The sequence below is a fragment of the Massilia sp. 9096 genome, assembly GCF_000745265.1.
In the GTDB taxonomy this organism is placed as follows: Bacteria; Pseudomonadota; Gammaproteobacteria; order Burkholderiales; family Burkholderiaceae_D; genus Telluria.
In genome coordinates, this window is record NZ_JQNN01000001.1 from 3480407 (window position 1) to 3496541 (window position 16135).

At 62.4% G+C, this 16135-nt stretch carries 16 protein-coding genes and 1 tRNA gene; 7 read left to right on the top strand and 10 right to left on the bottom strand.

The genetic code is table 11. The annotated features are described in order from the left end of the window. Positions 1 to 12 precede the first annotated feature (12 nt). On the top strand, positions 13 to 783 hold the full coding sequence (locus FA90_RS26520) for a hypothetical protein (protein ID WP_156116720.1): 771 nt from the start codon (positions 13 to 15) through the stop codon (positions 781 to 783). A 10-nt stretch (positions 784 to 793) separates the two neighbouring features. Then, on the top strand, positions 794 to 1072 hold the full coding sequence (locus tag FA90_RS25775; RefSeq protein ID WP_081933869.1) for a PAAR domain-containing protein: 279 nt from the start codon (positions 794 to 796) through the stop codon (positions 1070 to 1072). 333 nt (positions 1073 to 1405) lie between these two features. Here FA90_RS25775 and FA90_RS14875 read toward each other — a convergent pair. The 8 genes from FA90_RS14875 to FA90_RS14910 form a co-directional block, all read right to left on the bottom strand. Beyond that, a tRNA-Ile gene (locus FA90_RS14875) sits at positions 1406 to 1484 on the bottom strand. A gap of 119 nt (positions 1485 to 1603) precedes the next feature. After that, entirely contained in the window at positions 1604 to 3802 is a 2199-nt protein-coding gene (gene rpoD / locus FA90_RS14880; RefSeq protein ID WP_051971822.1) for an RNA polymerase sigma factor RpoD, read from the bottom strand. A 271-nt stretch (positions 3803 to 4073) separates the two neighbouring features. After that, entirely contained in the window at positions 4074 to 5876 is a 1803-nt protein-coding gene (gene dnaG / locus FA90_RS14885; protein WP_036169938.1) for a DNA primase, read from the bottom strand. Positions 5877 to 5993: 117 nt separating this feature from the next. Further along, positions 5994 to 6443, bottom strand: a complete 450-nt coding sequence (locus tag FA90_RS14890; protein ID WP_036169940.1) for a GatB/YqeY domain-containing protein — start codon at positions 6441 to 6443, stop codon at positions 5994 to 5996. A gap of 127 nt (positions 6444 to 6570) precedes the next feature. Beyond that, a complete protein-coding gene (gene rpsU, locus FA90_RS14895) occupies positions 6571 to 6783 on the bottom strand; it encodes a 30S ribosomal protein S21 (protein ID WP_005665410.1) in 213 nt (70 codons plus the stop codon). 107 nt (positions 6784 to 6890) lie between these two features. Continuing rightward, positions 6891 to 8102, bottom strand: coding sequence for an NAD(P)/FAD-dependent oxidoreductase (locus FA90_RS14900; protein WP_036169946.1), 1212 nt, complete (start codon positions 8100 to 8102; stop codon positions 6891 to 6893). Positions 8103 to 8195: 93 nt separating this feature from the next. After that, a complete protein-coding gene (gene ybiB / locus FA90_RS14905) occupies positions 8196 to 9176 on the bottom strand; it encodes a DNA-binding protein YbiB (protein WP_036169948.1) in 981 nt (326 codons plus the stop codon). Between the two features lie 30 nt (positions 9177 to 9206). Beyond that, a complete protein-coding gene (locus FA90_RS14910) occupies positions 9207 to 9755 on the bottom strand; it encodes a hypothetical protein (RefSeq protein ID WP_197065305.1) in 549 nt (182 codons plus the stop codon). A gap of 188 nt (positions 9756 to 9943) precedes the next feature. On the opposite strand from FA90_RS14910, the gene FA90_RS14915 reads away from it, so the two are divergent. Beyond that, complete coding sequence (locus tag FA90_RS14915; protein WP_081933870.1) at positions 9944 to 11005, top strand: 3-deoxy-7-phosphoheptulonate synthase; 1062 nt, start codon at positions 9944 to 9946, stop codon at positions 11003 to 11005. Between the two features lie 5 nt (positions 11006 to 11010). On the opposite strand, the gene FA90_RS14920 is transcribed toward FA90_RS14915, so the two are convergent. Further along, positions 11011 to 11946, bottom strand: a complete 936-nt coding sequence (locus tag FA90_RS14920) for a LysR family transcriptional regulator (RefSeq protein ID WP_036169950.1) — start codon at positions 11944 to 11946, stop codon at positions 11011 to 11013. A 146-nt stretch (positions 11947 to 12092) separates the two neighbouring features. Between FA90_RS14920 and FA90_RS14925 the strand changes: the two genes are divergently transcribed. The 3 genes from FA90_RS14925 to FA90_RS14935 all read left to right on the top strand — a co-directional run bounded on the left by FA90_RS14925 (position 12093) and on the right by FA90_RS14935 (position 13489). Next, positions 12093 to 12563 carry a VOC family protein gene (locus FA90_RS14925; protein WP_036169952.1) on the top strand — a complete coding sequence of 157 codons (471 nt, stop codon included), beginning with the start codon at positions 12093 to 12095 and terminating at the stop codon, positions 12561 to 12563. A gap of 150 nt (positions 12564 to 12713) precedes the next feature. Then, positions 12714 to 13133 (top strand): hypothetical protein, encoded by a 420-nt coding sequence (locus FA90_RS14930; protein ID WP_051972193.1) that lies wholly within the window; start codon positions 12714 to 12716, stop codon positions 13131 to 13133. Continuing rightward, positions 13130 to 13489 (top strand): hypothetical protein, encoded by a 360-nt coding sequence (locus FA90_RS14935; protein ID WP_156116721.1) that lies wholly within the window; start codon positions 13130 to 13132, stop codon positions 13487 to 13489. Before FA90_RS14930 ends, FA90_RS14935 begins: the two co-directional genes overlap by 4 nt. Before the next feature lie 18 nt (positions 13490 to 13507). Here FA90_RS14935 and FA90_RS14940 read toward each other — a convergent pair whose 3' ends face one another. Further along, positions 13508 to 14875 (bottom strand): tetratricopeptide repeat protein, encoded by a 1368-nt coding sequence (locus FA90_RS14940; protein ID WP_081934103.1) that lies wholly within the window; start codon positions 14873 to 14875, stop codon positions 13508 to 13510. A gap of 138 nt (positions 14876 to 15013) precedes the next feature. Here FA90_RS14940 and tsaD point away from each other — a divergent pair, with 138 nt between their 5' ends. Next, positions 15014 to 16051 carry a tRNA (adenosine(37)-N6)-threonylcarbamoyltransferase complex transferase subunit TsaD gene (gene tsaD / locus FA90_RS14945; RefSeq protein WP_036169959.1) on the top strand — a complete coding sequence of 346 codons (1038 nt, stop codon included), beginning with the start codon at positions 15014 to 15016 and terminating at the stop codon, positions 16049 to 16051. The last annotated feature ends 84 nt before the right edge of the window (positions 16052 to 16135 follow it).

Below are 16135 nucleotides of genomic sequence, written 5' to 3' on the forward strand. Positions count from 1 at the left end.
GAGAGCGAGATCTTGAAGCAAAAACCCAGCCTCACTCCGTCACCTGGCGATCACTTAAGAAGCCTCGTAAGATTAGCGTCGTTTGGCGGATTGTTTATTTCACTAATCGGTAGCTTTGTTATATGGGCTGGAACAGATGCTTTTAACTGCTCGCCCTCCATTTGGAAGTCATCGCTCGAAACCAACGTAGCGACATTTTTGATCACATGGGCCACCTATATTCCTTTTAAGAACACCAATCGCCTACTTGGGCACGGACTTATTTCCACTCTAATACTTTTTAGTTTGTTTTGGCTGTTCGGCTTTGCCATGTTTTATTTTTATTTCTTATTTGCTCCGATGAATTTCTGGACTCGCGCCATAATATTGACCGGCTTCACGACCATGCTACTTTATCGTGCATTCCTGATTATAAATGATATAAAACAAGCATTTCAAGACAACCAAAATTTATTTAGTCGAATCTACTTCGACAACGGAACCGCTATTTTTTACGACCAGAACTCCTTCGCCCTTTTACAAGAGGCTCGCAGAAAACGCAACCCTTTTAAATCTTTTCATGCATATGCCGCGATAGTCATCGCACCATTTTTCTTGGCAGTAAATAGAATTACAGAACCTTTCGTTGGGGAAGGCCATGGGGTTTTTATGGTTTCAGCCTTTTTTTCTGCGCCAATCCTACTTTGGGCCATCGAGATATTCGTGCAGACAATTGTGACGACGATTTACTATCCAATTAAGCTATACCTTGAAACAGGCAAGCCTGTGCTGATGAAAAATTGAGAGGATTCAAATGTCTCACAAATTCATTGTCGTAGGTGACTCTACGGACCATGGTGGAAAAGTCACCAGCGGCTCTTCGGTGCGAACTATTGACGGCGTACCTATTGCCCGGCTAGGCGACAAAGTCGATTGCCCTCAGCATTACCCTGGCGGCAAACCACATGGCCTTAATCAAATTGTCTCTGCACATCCAACCATTAAGGTCGACGGGGTCCCCGTTGCAGTCGAAGGCTGCGTGACCGAATGCGGTTGTAAGCTCATTGGCAGCAAAAGAGCAAGTGCAGGATGAGGACGATAATAAAAAACCGGAACCGTTGCTCGGCATTTAGTCTCACTTCATAGCTCTTGTAACAGCGATCGAGCAATTAGGCAACTTAGAGGCTAAGGCTACCTAAATGCTCAAGCTATTCAAAGATATAAATGTCAGGGATGAATCTGACTCTACTTGAAGCGCGTGCACAGTCCGATGATTCATCGCAGTAGGTTTGAGAAACGTATAGCTACGTTTCCTTACCTTCGTTTCAAGAAGTAAATGAAGAGATAAAATATGCCTGCACCTATGTAAGGCAGCTCGACATTTTTAAGATCAAGAGCCCACAGCGGTGTAAGCTCTTGATTTGATTGGTAGGCCTCCCCGGAGTCGAACCGGGCACCAACGGATTATGAGTCCGCTGCTCTAACCAGGCATGAGCTAGAGGCCCGAAACTGGTGATGCGGGGGCGTTAAAAACTCGCCACTTGCGGAGCACGGCGTTGGACACCGCAAACCGGAAGTGGCGAGAGCATATTGCCTTTAGTACAGTTACGTCAAGCGTTGAAGATCACTGGCCTTCCAGGAAGCTCTTCAGCTTGTCCGAACGCGACGGGTGCCGCAGCTTGCGCAGCGCCTTGGCTTCGATCTGACGGATCCGCTCGCGCGTCACGTCGAACTGCTTACCGACCTCTTCCAGCGTGTGGTCGGTCGACATTTCGATGCCGAAGCGCATGCGCAGCACCTTCGCTTCGCGCGGGGTCAGCGAGTCCAGCACGTCCTTCACCACACCACGCATCGAGGCATGCAGCGCGGCGTCCGAAGGCGCCAGCGTGTTGTTGTCCTCGATGAAGTCGCCCAGATGGGAATCGTCGTCGTCGCCGATCGGCGTTTCCATCGAGATCGGCTCTTTCGCGATCTTCATGATCTTGCGAATCTTGTCTTCCGGCATTTCCATCTTCGTCGCCAGCGTTGCCGGATCGGGCTCAGCGCCGGTCTCCTGCAGGATCTGGCGCGAGATCCGGTTCATCTTGTTGATCGTTTCGATCATGTGGACCGGAATACGGATCGTGCGTGCCTGGTCCGCGATCGAGCGAGTGATGGCCTGACGGATCCACCACGTCGCGTAGGTCGAGAACTTGTAGCCGCGGCGGTATTCGAACTTGTCCACCGCCTTCATCAGGCCGATATTGCCTTCCTGGATCAGGTCGAGGAACTGCAGGCCGCGGTTGGTGTACTTCTTGGCGATCGAGATGACCAGACGCAAGTTAGCTTCGGTCATTTCGCGCTTGGCCTTGCGCGCCTTCATTTCACCGGCCGCCATCTGGCGGTTGATGTTGCGCAGGTCCGGTAGCGGTAGCACGACGCGCGCTTGCAGGTCTATCAAACGCTGCTGCAGCTCCTTGATCGTCGGGATGTTGCGGCCGAGGATGGCGCTGTAGGCGTGGCCGGCATTGACTTCGCCGTCGACCCATTCCAGGTTCGTCTCGTTGCCCGGGAAGACCTTGATGAAGTGGGCGCGCGGCATGCCGCAGCGGTTCACGGCCACGTCCAGGATCTGCTTTTCGATGTGGCGCACTTCGTCGACCTGGCCGCGCAACGTGTCGCACAGCTTTTCGACGACCTTCGCGGTGAATCGAATATCCAGCAGTTCGCTCGAGATCGTTTCCTGCGCCTTGATGTAGTCCTTCGAGTTGTAGCCCTGCTTCTCGTAGGCCTTGCGCATCTTGTCGAACTGCTGCTCGATGACGTTGAATTTTTCCAGCGCCGCATTCTTCAGCTGCTCGAGCTGCTCGGCGGAATAGCCGGCCGCGCCCGAATTGGCGTTGCCTTCTTCTTCCTCTTCCTCTTCCTCGTCCTCGTCGTTTTCGTCGTCCTCGTCGTCGGTCGCGGTCGGCGCGACGGCGGTTGGCGAGATATCGTCGGACTCTTCCGGGTCGACCATGCCGTCGACGATTTCGTCGATCTTGATCTCGTCCTTGTCGATGCGGTGCGCAGCGTCAATGATCTCGGCGATGGTCACCGGGCAGGCGGAAATCGCCTGGATCATGTCGCGCAGGCCGTCTTCGATGCGCTTGGCGATTTCAATCTCGCCTTCGCGCGTCAGCAGCTCGACCGAACCCATTTCGCGCATGTACATGCGGACCGGGTCGGTGGTGCGGCCAAAGTCGGAGTCGACGGTCGACAGCGCAGCTTCGGCGGCAGCCTCGGCTTCGTCATCGCTGGTGACGGTCGCGACGTTGTCGGACAGCAGCAGGGTTTCGGCGTCAGGAGCATGCTCGTAGACGGCAATGCCCATGTCGTTGAAGGTGCCGATGATCCCTTCGATGGCTTCCGGATCGACGATATTGTCCGGCAGATGGTCGTTGATCTCGGAATACGTAAGGAAGCCGCGCTCCTTGCCCGACTTGATCAGGGCCTTGAGCTTGTTGCGGCGGAGCTCGATCTCTTCCTCGCTCGCTTCCGTGTCCGAGGAAAACGCGTCTTTCAGCAGCGCTTTTTCCTTGGCTTTACGGTCTTTGGCCTTGGCCTTGTCGACCGCCTTCAGCTCGGCGCGCTCGACCGCGTTCAACGCGGCGACTTCGTCATTCTCGGGCGTGAATTCCTTGGGCTTGCGGCCGCGCCGTCCTGGTACCTTGACGGACGGCAGCACATAGCCCGACGTGTCGATCGCGGCAAGGGCTTCCGCATCGGTCGTTTGGCTGACAGGCGCAACACCCGCGACGCGGGCTTCCGCCTTGTCTTGCGAATTGTCCGCCTTGGCGGACATCCTGGTGGTTTTGGTAGCCACTTTGGGTTCGGGTTTCTTAGTTGGCACAGGCGCTTTCGAAGTCACAACGACCACTTTACTATGGTTAAAGATAAAGTTTTTGTTACCTTACATCACGCTACAGGCACAAATCTGGTTGCCCCGCTAACTGAAACTCCAGGCGCGAATCGATACGAATAATCGTTTCAATGCTTGCAATAGTTAGCGTTTTATTATAGCACGCGCCCCAAGGCTTTCCAGTCGAGAACGACGCCGTAGCGCCGCCCTCCCCTCAACCGAATTTCGCAGGAGGCTGGGCGGCTTCTTCCCGCTCCAAGAGCTGCTGCTGGGCCTGGATTTCACGATAGCGGGCACTCACCTGATCTGAGGGCAAGCCAGAAGAAAACAACTGTTTCAACTCCAAATCCAACACATTCCTCTTGATCTGTCTCACTGCGCTCGCTAGCCAAACGCGGTTTGATTCGCTATCCGATTCGGGTTCCGAAGCGATTTCCGAAATCAAGCGATCATACTCGTTACTGCCTTCCTTCAACTGCTCGGCCAACGCCGCAAAGGTACCGTTCGCGCCTAATCCTTGAGCCAGCTCAACCAGCTGGCACAAGCGCTCGGCCGGCTCGGTGCCGAAGTGCTCGAAGGCGCGCAGCGCGCCCTCGTCCAGCGTCAGGGACAGGGCCGGATGCGCGACCAGCAGGCGCATGATCTGCAGCTCCAGCCCGACCGGCTCCGGCCGTCCCTGGCGCGGCGGCACCTTGCGCGCGACCGATACTGGCTTTGACAGCTCGAACAAGCCTTCGATCTCGGACGGCGTCGATTCCGTGAGGCTGGCCAGGCCGCGCACGATCTGCAGCCGCAGCGCGGTGGGCGTCATCGCCTGCAGCATCGGCTTGGCGTCGAACTGCGCGCGCGCGCGGCCTTCCGGCGTGGTCAAGTCGTGCTCCGTGGTGACTTCGCGCAACAAGAACTGCGACAGCGGCATAGCCTCGTCCACCTCGCGCGCGAACGCTTCACGGCCGAATTCGCGTACATAGCTGTCGGGATCGTGCTCCTGCGGCAAGAACAGGAACTTGATGATCTTGTCGTCCGATACCTGCGGCAAGCAGGCTTCCAGCGCGCGGCGGGCGGCGCGGCGGCCGGCCTTGTCGCCGTCGAAGCTGAAGATCACGCTGTCGGTCTGGCGCAGCAGTTTTTGCACGTGGGTGCTGGTGCAGGCCGTGCCGAGCGTTGCAACCGCTTGCGGAAAGCCAAGCTGGGCCAGCGCAACCACGTCCATATAGCCTTCCGTCACCAGCACGTAACCGGCATCGCGGATCGCCTGGCGCGCCTCGAACAGGCCGTACAGCTCATGCCCCTTCTGGAACAGCGGCGTTTCCGGCGAGTTCAGGTATTTCGGTTCACCGCCATCCATCACGCGCCCGCCGAAGCCGATCACCTGGCCTTTGGTGTTGCGGATCGGGAACATCACGCGCTCGCGGAAGCGGTCGTAGCGTTTCTTGTTGCCGCCATCCTCGTCGACGCGGTCGATCACCAGGCCTGACTCGACCAGCGCAAGCGCATCGTAGTCCTTGAACACCGAGCGCAGGCCGTCCCAGCCGGCCGGCGCATAGCCGAGACCGAAACGCGCCGCCACCTCGCCGGTCAAGCCGCGCCCTTTCAAATAGGCGATCGCGGCCGGGGCCTGGCGCAATTGCGCGCGGTAGTAATCGCAAGCCTGGTTCAGGGCATCGGTCATGGCCAGCGATTGCGCCTGCTGGGCGGCGCGCTGGGCCGGCGGAATGCGGTCGTCGGCTTCGGGCACGATCATACCGACGCTTTGTGACAAATCCTTGACGGCGTCGACGAAACCCATGCCCGAATATTCGATCAGGAAGCCGATCGCGGTGCCATGCGCGCCACAGCCGAAGCAGTGGTAGAACTGCTTGGTCGGGCTGACCGTGAAACTCGGGGATTTTTCGTTATGGAATGGGCACAGGCCCATGTAATTGGCGCCGCCCTTTTTCAGCTGGACGTAGCGGCCAACCACGTCGACGATGTCGACACGGTTGAGCAAATCGGTAATGAATGATTGCGGGATCACGTTTGTTAACAGTATTTGTCTCAGGTCAGACTATACCGCAGGGCTCGCCACAACTTGATATGTGGCAAGGCAGCGGGTAGTTGTATCCCGCCGGCCACAATGCGTTGCCAGTCCGGCTCAGGCGCCGGCCAGCGCCTTTTTCACTTGCGCCGACACGGCGGTCATGTCGGCGCGACCCGCCAGCTTCGGCTTCAGGATGCCCATGACCTTGCCCATGTCCTGCGGACCGGCGGCGCCCGATGCGGCAACCGCGGCGTTCACCTCAGCAGCGATTTCCTCGTCCGACAAGCCAGCCGGCATATACGCCGACAACACGGCCAGCTCGGCCTTTTCGATGTCGGCCAGATCCTGGCGGCCGCCGTTTTCGAACTGGGTGATCGAATCCTTGCGCTGCTTGATCATTTTTTCGACGACGGCGGTGACTTGGGCATCGTCGAGTTCGATACGCTCGTCCACTTCCCGGCGCTTGATCTCGGCAAGGATCAGGCGGATGGTGGCCAGACGCCCGCTTTCCTTGGCGCGCATGGCGGCTTTCATGTCGTCGGTAATTTGATCTTTGAGGCTCATGGATATTCCATTCGAAAAGGGAAAAAGGCAAAACCCGCTGCGGCTACAACCGGAGCGGGCTTCGTCATTCAGGCTCGGAGACCGGGACTGGCATTGGCCGTCACCGGGTCGGATGACCTGATGGTAATTAGTACAGCTTCTTCGGCAGCTGCTGGCTGCGGATGCGCTTGTAGTGACGCTTCACGGCAGCGGCCAGCTTGCGCTTGCGCTCTGCAGTCGGCTTCTCGTAGAACTCGCGTGCGCGCAGTTCGGTCAGCAGGCCGGTTTTTTCGATAGTGCGCTTGAAGCGACGCATAGCGACTTCGAACGGCTCGTTTTCTTTAAGGCGGATAGTGGTCATGTAAAAATGAAACCGTTGGATTTGGGGAAGAACGAAATTCTAACAGCTTTTCAAGAGCTGTGCGAACTTTTATAACCTTGTGCTTGAATAGCTACAAAACGCCCCCATCAGGCGATGCTCGAGCCGGCGACAAAACCGGACGCCCACGCCCACTGGAAGTTATAGCCGCCCAGCCAGCCGGTCACGTCGACGGTCTCGCCGATGAAATACAGGCCGGGCACCTTGTTGACCATCATGGTCTGCTGCGACAGTTCTTTGGTATCGACGCCGCCGATCGTCACCTCGGCCTTTTTATAGCCTTCGGAACCGGTCGGGACAATGGCCCAGCGGTTGATCGCGTCGCCGAGCTTGCGCAATTTCGCGTCAGCCATGTCGGCCAGGCGCCCATCCGGCGTGAAGCCGTTGGCCAGCAACAGGCCTTCCGCCAGGCGCGCCGGCAGCCATTGCGCCAGCACATTGCCGAGCTGCTTCTTGACCGTGGTTTTGGCGCCGATCAATTCCTCGGCCACGTCGACTTCCGGCAGCAGGTTCAGCCGGATCGGCGTGCCGGGCGTCCAGTAGCTGGAAATCTGCAGGATTGCGGGACCGGACAGGCCGCGGTGGGTAAACAGCAGGTCTTCGCGGAAGTAGCCCTTTTTTGCAGACTTGCCTTTGCCAGAGCTGGTTTCGACGTCGACTTCGAGCGCGATGCCGGCCAGTGGCGTGAACGGCTGCCAGCTCGGGCCATCGAAGGTCAGCGGCACCAGGCCGGGACGCGTGTCGATCACGTTCAGGTCGAACTGTCTGGCGATGCGGTAGCCGAGGTCGGTCGCGCCGATCTTCGGGATCGACAAGCCGCCGGTTGCCACCACGACATTGCTTGCGTAGATGGGATCGCCATCGGTGGCGATACGGAAGCCTTCTGGCGCTTGCTCGACGCCACTGACCTTGCACGGCATGCGCCAGCTGACGCTGCCGGCGTCGCATTCATCCTTGAGCATCCGGATGATCTGTTCGGCCGAGTCATCGCAGAACAACTGGCCGCGGTGCTTTTCGTGATAGGCGATGTGATGCTTCTTGACCAGCGCGAGGAAATCCTGCGAGGTGTAGCGCGACAGCGCGCTGCGGCAGAAATGCGGATTCTCCGACACGAAATTCTGCCAGCCCGCATTGACGTTCGTGAAGTTGCAGCGCCCGCCGCCCGAGATGCGGATCTTTTCGGCCAATCGCGTCGCGTGATCGACCAGCACCACGCGCTTGCCGCGCTGGGCTGCGACCGCCGCGCACATCATGCCGGCCGCGCCCGCGCCGATCACCGCCACATCGTAGTGTTTTGCCATTCCGCCTGCCCTTTACCGCGCACAAAAGACGTGATTGTAAACAGGCGGAGGACGCGAGGAAAGCGGCGGCGGCGGGTTCGCCTTCGTGTAGCGCTAAGCGCGCAACGCGCGCGCGACCCGCACGCACTGCGCCACTTGCGCCGCGATCGGCGGCGGCACCGGCTGCTCGCCGCGCAGCGCGCGCATGATCCAGTCGGCGGTGGCGGCGGCATCACGGCCTTCCGGCGCCGGCGCCAGCTCGTCGGTCGGCGCGTCGCGTTCGACCAGCAGGGTCTGCTGGCCGGCGTGGAACCAGTCGATCTGCTGGGCGCGGTTGGCGTTGGCGACGGTTTCGCCCTCGGTGCCGCGCATCAGGAAGGCATCGCCGCGTGCGTGCGGGGCCTGGGCGGCAAAATATTCGCTCAGCATCGCCAGGTATTCGGGGTGGGTGTACGACACCAGGCGCAGCGCCGGCCCCGTGAACGGCTGCAGGATCTTGACCAGCGTGTGGGTCGAGTTGCGCACGCCCAGGATGCGGCGCAGCGACAGCTGGTGGGCAAGGCGCGGCGCAAGTTGCTCGACCGGCATGAAGCAGGGCTGGCGCTTGGCGAAGGCATCCAGCATGTCGGCGCTCGATCCGGTGGGGCCGATGCCGAGCTCCGCGAAGATCTCGAAGGTGGTGACGCGCCCAGGATCCTGCTGCACGCCATGCACCAGCACCGGCACGCCTTCACGCGCCAGCAGCAACGCCAGCAGCGGCGTCAGGTTGGCCAGCTTGCGCGCGCCGTTGTAGCTCGGGATCAGCACCGGCGCAAACTCGCCCGGCGGGGCCGGCAGCGGTGCGAACGAGGCTTCGGCCGCGTCCATGAAACCGGCGATTTCCTCGATCGACTCGCCCTTGATGCGCATCGCCAGCAGGATGCCGCCGAGCTCGAGGTCGGACACGCGGCCCTCCAACATGGCTGCGTACAGGTCGCGCGCGTCCTCGCGCGAGAGGCTGCGCGCGCCTTTCACGCCGCGGCCGATCTCCTTGATGAAGCGGGCAGCGGGGAATGGGGTCAGCAAAGCAGCGGGATCGTGTGCGGTGGTGTTCATGCTTGACAGCATACCAGTAACAAACGGCACTCAGGATTCATGAAGACGATGTGTTGCCGACGAATCGTGGTGATCGCCGTGCACACCACCGAACAACGCCTCATACCAGGCCGGGATATCGGTCAGCAGGCGGAAATTCGAGATCGATACGCCGCGCAAGTTTGGCCGCTCCTTTTTGATGCCTTCGGCATTGCCCTTGGCGTGTTTCGCCGTTCGGAAATTGGCAAGCGACGGTAACGGCGCGCCGGGCGCAGCGCCAAAAAACATGAATGGGCCGAGGCGCATGTCAGTGCAATTGAAACGAGTCCAGATCACGCAACCCGATGGTTTGCTCGCCAGGCCGACATGCACTTTTTGGACAGCCGTCGTTGCGACAGTCGACGATGATTTGAGCTGGACGTGGCGTGTCACGCCATTCGCTTCCAGAACCACGTCGTGCCCGGACCTGTCGATCGAAGGTTGCGAGACTTCCAGATTGGCGTCGGCGTATAGCCACGAATATCTCAACAGATCGCCGATCAGGAGATGTTCCAGAAGGTGCTCGCGATAAACGGATTGAGTCGTGTCGAGATCCATCATTACCCAGCAATTCGTTTCATTAAAATCAGATCAATAAAGACGTGCAACAAATTCCAGTGTAAGCCCACCGTACTGATGCAACAACGTCGTTGAGCCAGGCACAACTTCAGTCGCATTTTGCGATTGCCGCTGCATCCCTCCCGATTTCAAGCTAGACTCAACAATCCCACAGGAAAGAACTTGATGCCATGTTGATCACGCCCGATATCGAAAATACCAACGTCACCTCGTTTGCGGACATGCCGACCCCGAGCGAGCTGCACAAGAAACTGCCGCTGACCGACAAAGCCTTCACCACCGTGATGAAAGGCCGCGAAACCCTGCGCAACATCCTCGACCGCAAGGACAAGCGCCTGTTCGTGGTGGTCGGCCCCTGCTCGATCCACGACCCGGTCGCCGGCCTGGACTATGCGCGCCGCCTGAAGGCGCTGCAGGAGGAAGTCGCCGACACCATGGTGCTGGTGATGCGCGTGTATTTCGAAAAGCCGCGCACCACGACCGGCTGGAAGGGCTATATCAACGATCCGTTCATGGACGACTCGTTCCGCGTCGACGTCGGCATGGAGCGCGCGCGCCAGTTCCTGATCGACGTGTGCGAACTCGGCCTGCCGACCGCCACCGAAGCGCTCGATCCGATCTCGCCGCAATACCTGGGCGACCTGATCGCCTGGACCGCCATCGGTGCGCGCACGACCGAATCGCAGACGCACCGCGAGATGTCCTCGGGCCTGTCGACCCCGGTCGGCTTCAAGAACGGCACCGACGGCGACGTCAGCATCGCCATCAACGCCGTGCTGTCCTCGTCCAGCCCGCACTCCTTCCTGGGCATCAATGGCCAGGGCGGCGTCTCGATCGTGCGCACCAGCGGCAACGCCTACGGCCACGTCGTGCTGCGCGGCGGCGGCGGGCGGCCGAACTACGATTCGGTGTCGGTGGCGATCGCCGAGCAGGCACTGAAAAAAGCCGGGCTGCCGGCCAACCTGGTGGTCGACTGCTCGCACGCCAACAGCTATAAAAAGCCGGAGCTGCAGCCGCTGGTGATGTCGGACGTGATCCAGCAGATCCGCCACGGCAATGGGTCGCTGGTCGGCGTGATGATCGAATCGAACATCGTCAGCGGCAGCCAGCCGATTCCGTCCGACCTGTCGCAGCTGAAGTATGGCTGCTCGGTCACCGACGGCTGCATCGGCTGGGAAGACACCGCGGCGATGCTGCGCAGCGCCCACGCGGAGCTGCTGCAGCGCGCTTAAAAGCGTCAGGCGGTCCGGGCTGCGGACTCCGGAGCGCAAGACCCGGCGGCGATCAGGTCGACGAAGGCGCGCAGCGGCGCCGGCATGCGCCGGCTCGGGAAGTAGAGCCTGGGCCCTTCGAATCGCTGCCACCAGTCGGGCAACACCGGCTCGAGCTGGCCGCGCTCGAAATACGGCTCGAGCCAGTTCTTGAACGTGCAGATCAAGCCGTGTCCCGCGCAGGCCAGCTCGATGCCCGCCGCCGCGGCATCCACGCCGATGATCAGGCGGCTCGGCGGGTCGACGGTGATGCGTTCGCCGTCGCGCTCGAAATCCCAGGCGGTCAACGCGCCGCTCGAAAAACGCAAACGCACGCAGGCGTGCCGCAGCACGTCGTGCGGATGCGCAGGGCGGCCATGCGCCTGCAGATAGGCCGGCGCCGCAGCCAGCGCCAGCTGCTGGTGGCGCGGCCCGATCGGCACGGCGATCATGTCCTGCGCCAGGTGCTCGCCATAGCGGATGCCGGCGTCGCAGCCTTGGGCGATGGTATCGGTCAAGCGGTCGTCCACGACCAGTTCGACCCGCACCGCCGGGTGCTGGGTCAGGAAACGGTCGATCAGCGGCGGCAGGATGTCGACCATGACCGAGCCGGCGACATTCAATTTCAACAGCCCCTGCACCTGCGTCCCGGCAACGCTCACGTCGCGCAAGGCGGCGCGGGTTTCGGCGAACAGCGGCGCCAGGCGCGCCTCGAGTGCGCGCCCGGCCTCGGTCGGCATGACGCTGCGCGTGTTCCGGGTCAGCAGCGGCACGCCCAGCTGGCTCTCCAATCGTGTGATGGTGTCGCTGACATTCGACGGCGACAAGCCGAGCCGCCTGGCGGCGGCGCGAAATCCATTGGCGCTGCAAACGGCAAGGAACACCGACAGATCATCCAGCGATGGCGCTTGATTGTTCGTCATGGCGATCAGTCTATTCGGATTCAGCCCGGTTATCAATGCGACAGCCCTTGATTAACATGACGTTGCACAGCCGTTGATCGGTGCGACGAACATTGCGCCGTGATGTGCCCCACTCTCCGATTCCGACTCGTCCTGAAAGGACCATCATGCTTTCCACTGAAACCGCAGCGCCCGTCAATCCGTCCAGCCCATTCGTCTCCTGGAAAGCCGACCACGTCGGCATCCGCGTGCCCGACTTCGACGCCGCCGCGGCCTGGTACACCAGCAAGCTCGATTTCCGCGTGACCCACACCATGCCGCTGGGCGAGAAGACGCTGGCCTTCCTGTCGCCGGCCGCCGACGACAGCTTCCGCATCGAATTCATCGCCGGCCCGGGCTGCACGGCGCGCCCGGACTTCGAGCAGCTGATCGACACCCATGCAGTCGGTGGCTGGCACCATTTCTGTTTGCGCGTGGACGACGTCGACGCGGCGATCGCGGAACTCGAGCGGCGCGGCGTCCGGATCGTCAGCGCGGCGCGCGACGTGCCGAACCTGGGCCTGCGTTTCGCGTTTTTCAGCGACCCGTGGGGCAACCTGATCGAGCTGACGCAGCCGCTTGCCGCAGCGGCGCGCTGACATGGCTGGCGCGCCTTGGCGCCTCCCGCCACTCGAGCGTAGACATTCTTGTAATTGCAGCGCAGACTACACTGATTCCAAAATGCAACTATTTGGTCGATGAAGCTTCGCATGCCAGCAAACTCACGCTTGCACTCTTTGCCGAAATCCGTGCTGGCCCTGACGCTGCTGCTCGGTCTCGCGGGCTGCCGCAGTGCACCGGTGCTGCAACCGTTTTCCACCGACGGCTGCAGCATGTTCTTCGACCGCGCGCCGCTCGGCACGGCGGACTGGTACTCGTGCTGCGTGGCGCATGGCCTGGCCTACTGGCGCGGCGGCACCGCCGAGGAACGCCTGGCGGCGGACCGTGAACTCGAGCATTGCGTGAAATCCGCATCCGACAGTCCGGCCTTGGCCGAGACCATGCTGGCCGGCGTGCGTGCCGGCGGCGGTCCCTATTTCGTCACGCCTTACCGCTGGGGCTATGGCTGGCCCTATGGCCGGATGTACCAGTCCCTGACCCGACAGGAAGACGCCGAGGTGGCGACGCTGCGGGCGCGCCACCTTGCCACCAACCCTGTCCTCAAGTGAATCCTTATTTAGCGGCACCCGAGCCGGGCTGCAGCGCGATCGCGGCGGAGTTGCACGAGCTGGACGAGGCGCTGGGGCCGGACTTCGATGCGTCGACTGCGAAGGCCAAGGCGTCGATGATGAGCAAGGCCTCCACCCTGGTGCAGGACCAGGCGGTCGGCGCGGTGCAGCGCACCGCCGAAGACCTGGTTCCGTTCCGTAACTGGGTACGCAAGCTGAGCGGCGCGGAACAGCATTCCGAGCACCTGACCGCCTGCGTCATGGCGGGCTCGGTACGCCGCGCCTTCCTGAAGGGGATGGCCGAGGCACAACGCTGCACCGCGCAGAGCCCTGCCGTCGAGTTAAAGAAGAGCTAGCGGCAGCCGCAAAGGCGGCTATCGCGCGTGCACCCGCGCGCGCAAGGCTTCCGCCAGGTCCGCCACCACCGCGTCCCAGCGCGCACCGGGTCGCTGGCGGAACAGGCGCATCACCGCCGGGTACCAGAGCGTGTCGGCGCGTTCGGTCAGCCAGCGCCAGTCGGTCAGGTAAGCCGGCAGCAGCACCCAGCAGGGTTTGTTCAGCGCGCCGGCCAGGTGGGCGACCGCGGTGTCGACGCTGATCACCAGGTCCAGTCCGTCGATCAGCGCCGCGGTGTCGGCGAAGTCGCGGATCACCGGCGCCAGGTCCGTGACCGGCAGGCCTCCCAAGCCGCGCCTCGCCTCGCCCTCGCCCTCGCCTTTCTGCAGGCTGAACCAGCGCACTCCGGGCACCTGCGCCAGCGGCGCCAGCGTCGCCAGCGAGGGCAGCGAGCGCTCGCCATCGTTCTCGAAGCGTGGATTGCCGCGCCAGGCCAGGCCGACCTTCAACTCGCGCGCGTCACCGCCCAGCAGCGGCGCCAGGCGCGCCACGCGCACCGGGTCGACGTCGATGTAGGGCAGCGCCGCCGGCACGGTATCGACCGTGGTGTGGAAGTGGAAAGGCAGGCTCAGCGCCGGCACCCAGCAATCGAAGCCGGCCGGCAGCGGTGCATCCAGGGCAATCGCCGCGTCGGCGCCGCGCAGGCCGGCAAACAGCGCGACCAGGCCGGGGTGGCACTGCACGCCCACGCGCGCGGCGCCGGCGGCCTTCAGCTGCGCGCAGTAGCGGCCGAACTGGATCATGTCGCCGTGGCCGGCCTCGATGCCGACCAGGATCGCCTTGCCGGCCAGCGCCCCGCCCTGCCAGCGCGGCAGGTTCAGGTGGCGCTGCAGCGCCGCGCTCCAGTCGCGCGCTTCGAGCCGCGTCCAGCCTTCGTCCCAGCGCCCTTGGCGCAGCAGCAGGTAGGCCAGGTTGAAGGACGCCTTGGCATACTCGGGATCGAACGCCAGCGCCTGGCGATAACACGCCTGCGCCTCCTGTTCGCACCCGAGACAGGCCAGCAGCATGCCGTAGTTCGACAGCGCCGCCGGCGACTCGGGCGCCAGCGCCAGCGCGTCGCGGTAGATCTGTTCGGCTTCCGGCAGGCGGCGCTGGGCGGTCAGCAGCGCACCCAGGTTCAGGCGCACCTGCAGCAGCTGCGGCCCGAGTCCGATGGCGCGCCGGTAGTGCGTCTCGGCCTCGGGCGCCTGTCCGGCGTGCTCGAGCGCCCAGCCCAGGTTGGCGTGCAGCGGCGCGGCATCCGGCTCGAACGCGAGCGCCGCGCGCAGCAGCCCGATGGCGGCGTCGAACTCGCGCGCAGTCAGGTGCGCGCCGGCCTGGTGGAACAGCGATTCGGCGGAGGTCATGGCGCCCATGCTAACCCATGCGCAGCGCCCGCCGTACCATCCTTGCATGCTTTTACGCCGGGTTCGACGCCATCCCTGCGCCTGCTTTACAATACTCGATTGCGCGCGTCGCGCGGTCCACCTGTCCTGCTGCTTCCCATGATTGTCCTCGGCGTCGAATCCTCCTGCGATGAAACCGGCCTGGCTCTGTACGACACCGAGCGCGGCCTGCTGTCCCATGCCCTGCACTCGCAGGTCGCCATGCACGAAGAATACGGCGGCGTGGTCCCGGAACTGGCCTCGCGCGACCACATCCGGCGCGCCCTGCCGCTGCTCGAGCAGGCGCTGGCCAAGGCGGACATCGCCAAGCAGGACATCGACGCCATCGCCTACACCCAGGGCCCGGGCCTGGCCGGCGCGCTGCTGGTCGGCTCCTCGGTCGCCTGCAGCCTCGGACTGGCGCTGGACAAACCGGTGCTGGGCGTGCACCACCTCGAGGGCCACCTGCTCTCGCCCCTGCTGGCCAGCGAGCGCCCCGAGTTCCCGTTCGTCGCGCTGCTGGTCTCGGGCGGCCACACCCAGTTGATGCGCGTGGATGGCGTCGGCCAGTACACGCTGCTGGGCGAAACGCTCGACGACGCCGCCGGCGAAGCCTTCGACAAGTCGGCCAAGCTGCTCGGCCTGGGCTACCCGGGCGGTCCGGCGATCTCCCGCCTGGCCGAATTCGGCGACCCGCAAGCGTATAAACTGCCGCGCCCGATGCTGCACTCGAAGGATTTCAACTTCAGCTTTTCCGGCCTGAAGACGGCCGTGCTGACGGTGGTCAAGAACAGCGGCAGCGAGATCGCCAACATCTGCGAGCAGGACAAGGCCAACATCGCGCGCGGCTTCGTCGACGCGATCGTCGACGTCCTGACCGCCAAGTGCGTGTCGGCGCTCAAGCACACCGGCCTGAAGCGCCTGGTGATCGCCGGCGGCGTCGGCGCCAACCGCCAGCTGCGCGAGTCGCTCAACGCGGCGGCGGCGAAGAAGAAGTTCAAGGTGTATTACCCGGAACTCGAATTCTGCACCGACAACGGCGCCATGATCGCGTTTGCCGGCGCGCTGCGCCTGGAGCGCAACCCGGACGCCGCCCAGCGCGACTACGCCTTCAACGTGCGCCCGCGCTGGCCGCTGGACGAGATCGAGCCGGCTTGAACTTGTCCGGTTGACATCGATCCTACCGTGTGACCGCCCATGCCTAAAGGATGGCAATATCGGGCAGTCGGGTATCACGGAGGC

Excerpts from the sequence above, each read along its gene's own strand:
- FA90_RS14890 (WP_036169940.1), bottom strand. The coding sequence starts at position 6,443 with ATGAGCCTCAAAGATCAAATTACCGACGACATGAAAGCCGCCATGCGC.
- rpoD (WP_051971822.1), bottom strand. The coding sequence starts at position 3,802 with ATGTCCGCCAAGGCGGACAATTCGCAAGACAAGGCGGAAGCCCGCGTC.
- FA90_RS14920 (WP_036169950.1), bottom strand. The coding sequence starts at position 11,946 with ATGACGAACAATCAAGCGCCATCGCTGGATGATCTGTCGGTGTTCCTT.
- FA90_RS14915 (WP_081933870.1), top strand. The coding sequence starts at position 9,944 with ATGTTGATCACGCCCGATATCGAAAATACCAACGTCACCTCGTTTGCG.
- tsaD (WP_036169959.1), top strand. The coding sequence starts at position 15,014 with ATGATTGTCCTCGGCGTCGAATCCTCCTGCGATGAAACCGGCCTGGCT.
- ybiB (WP_036169948.1), bottom strand. The coding sequence starts at position 9,176 with ATGAACACCACCGCACACGATCCCGCTGCTTTGCTGACCCCATTCCCC.
- FA90_RS25775 (WP_081933869.1), top strand. The coding sequence starts at position 794 with ATGTCTCACAAATTCATTGTCGTAGGTGACTCTACGGACCATGGTGGA.
- FA90_RS14910 (WP_197065305.1), bottom strand. The coding sequence starts at position 9,755 with ATGATGGATCTCGACACGACTCAATCCGTTTATCGCGAGCACCTTCTG.
- FA90_RS14925 (WP_036169952.1), top strand. The coding sequence starts at position 12,093 with ATGCTTTCCACTGAAACCGCAGCGCCCGTCAATCCGTCCAGCCCATTC.
- FA90_RS14940 (WP_081934103.1), bottom strand. The coding sequence starts at position 14,875 with ATGACCTCCGCCGAATCGCTGTTCCACCAGGCCGGCGCGCACCTGACT.
- FA90_RS14900 (WP_036169946.1), bottom strand. The coding sequence starts at position 8,102 with ATGGCAAAACACTACGATGTGGCGGTGATCGGCGCGGGCGCGGCCGGC.
- rpsU (WP_005665410.1), bottom strand. The coding sequence starts at position 6,783 with ATGACCACTATCCGCCTTAAAGAAAACGAGCCGTTCGAAGTCGCTATG.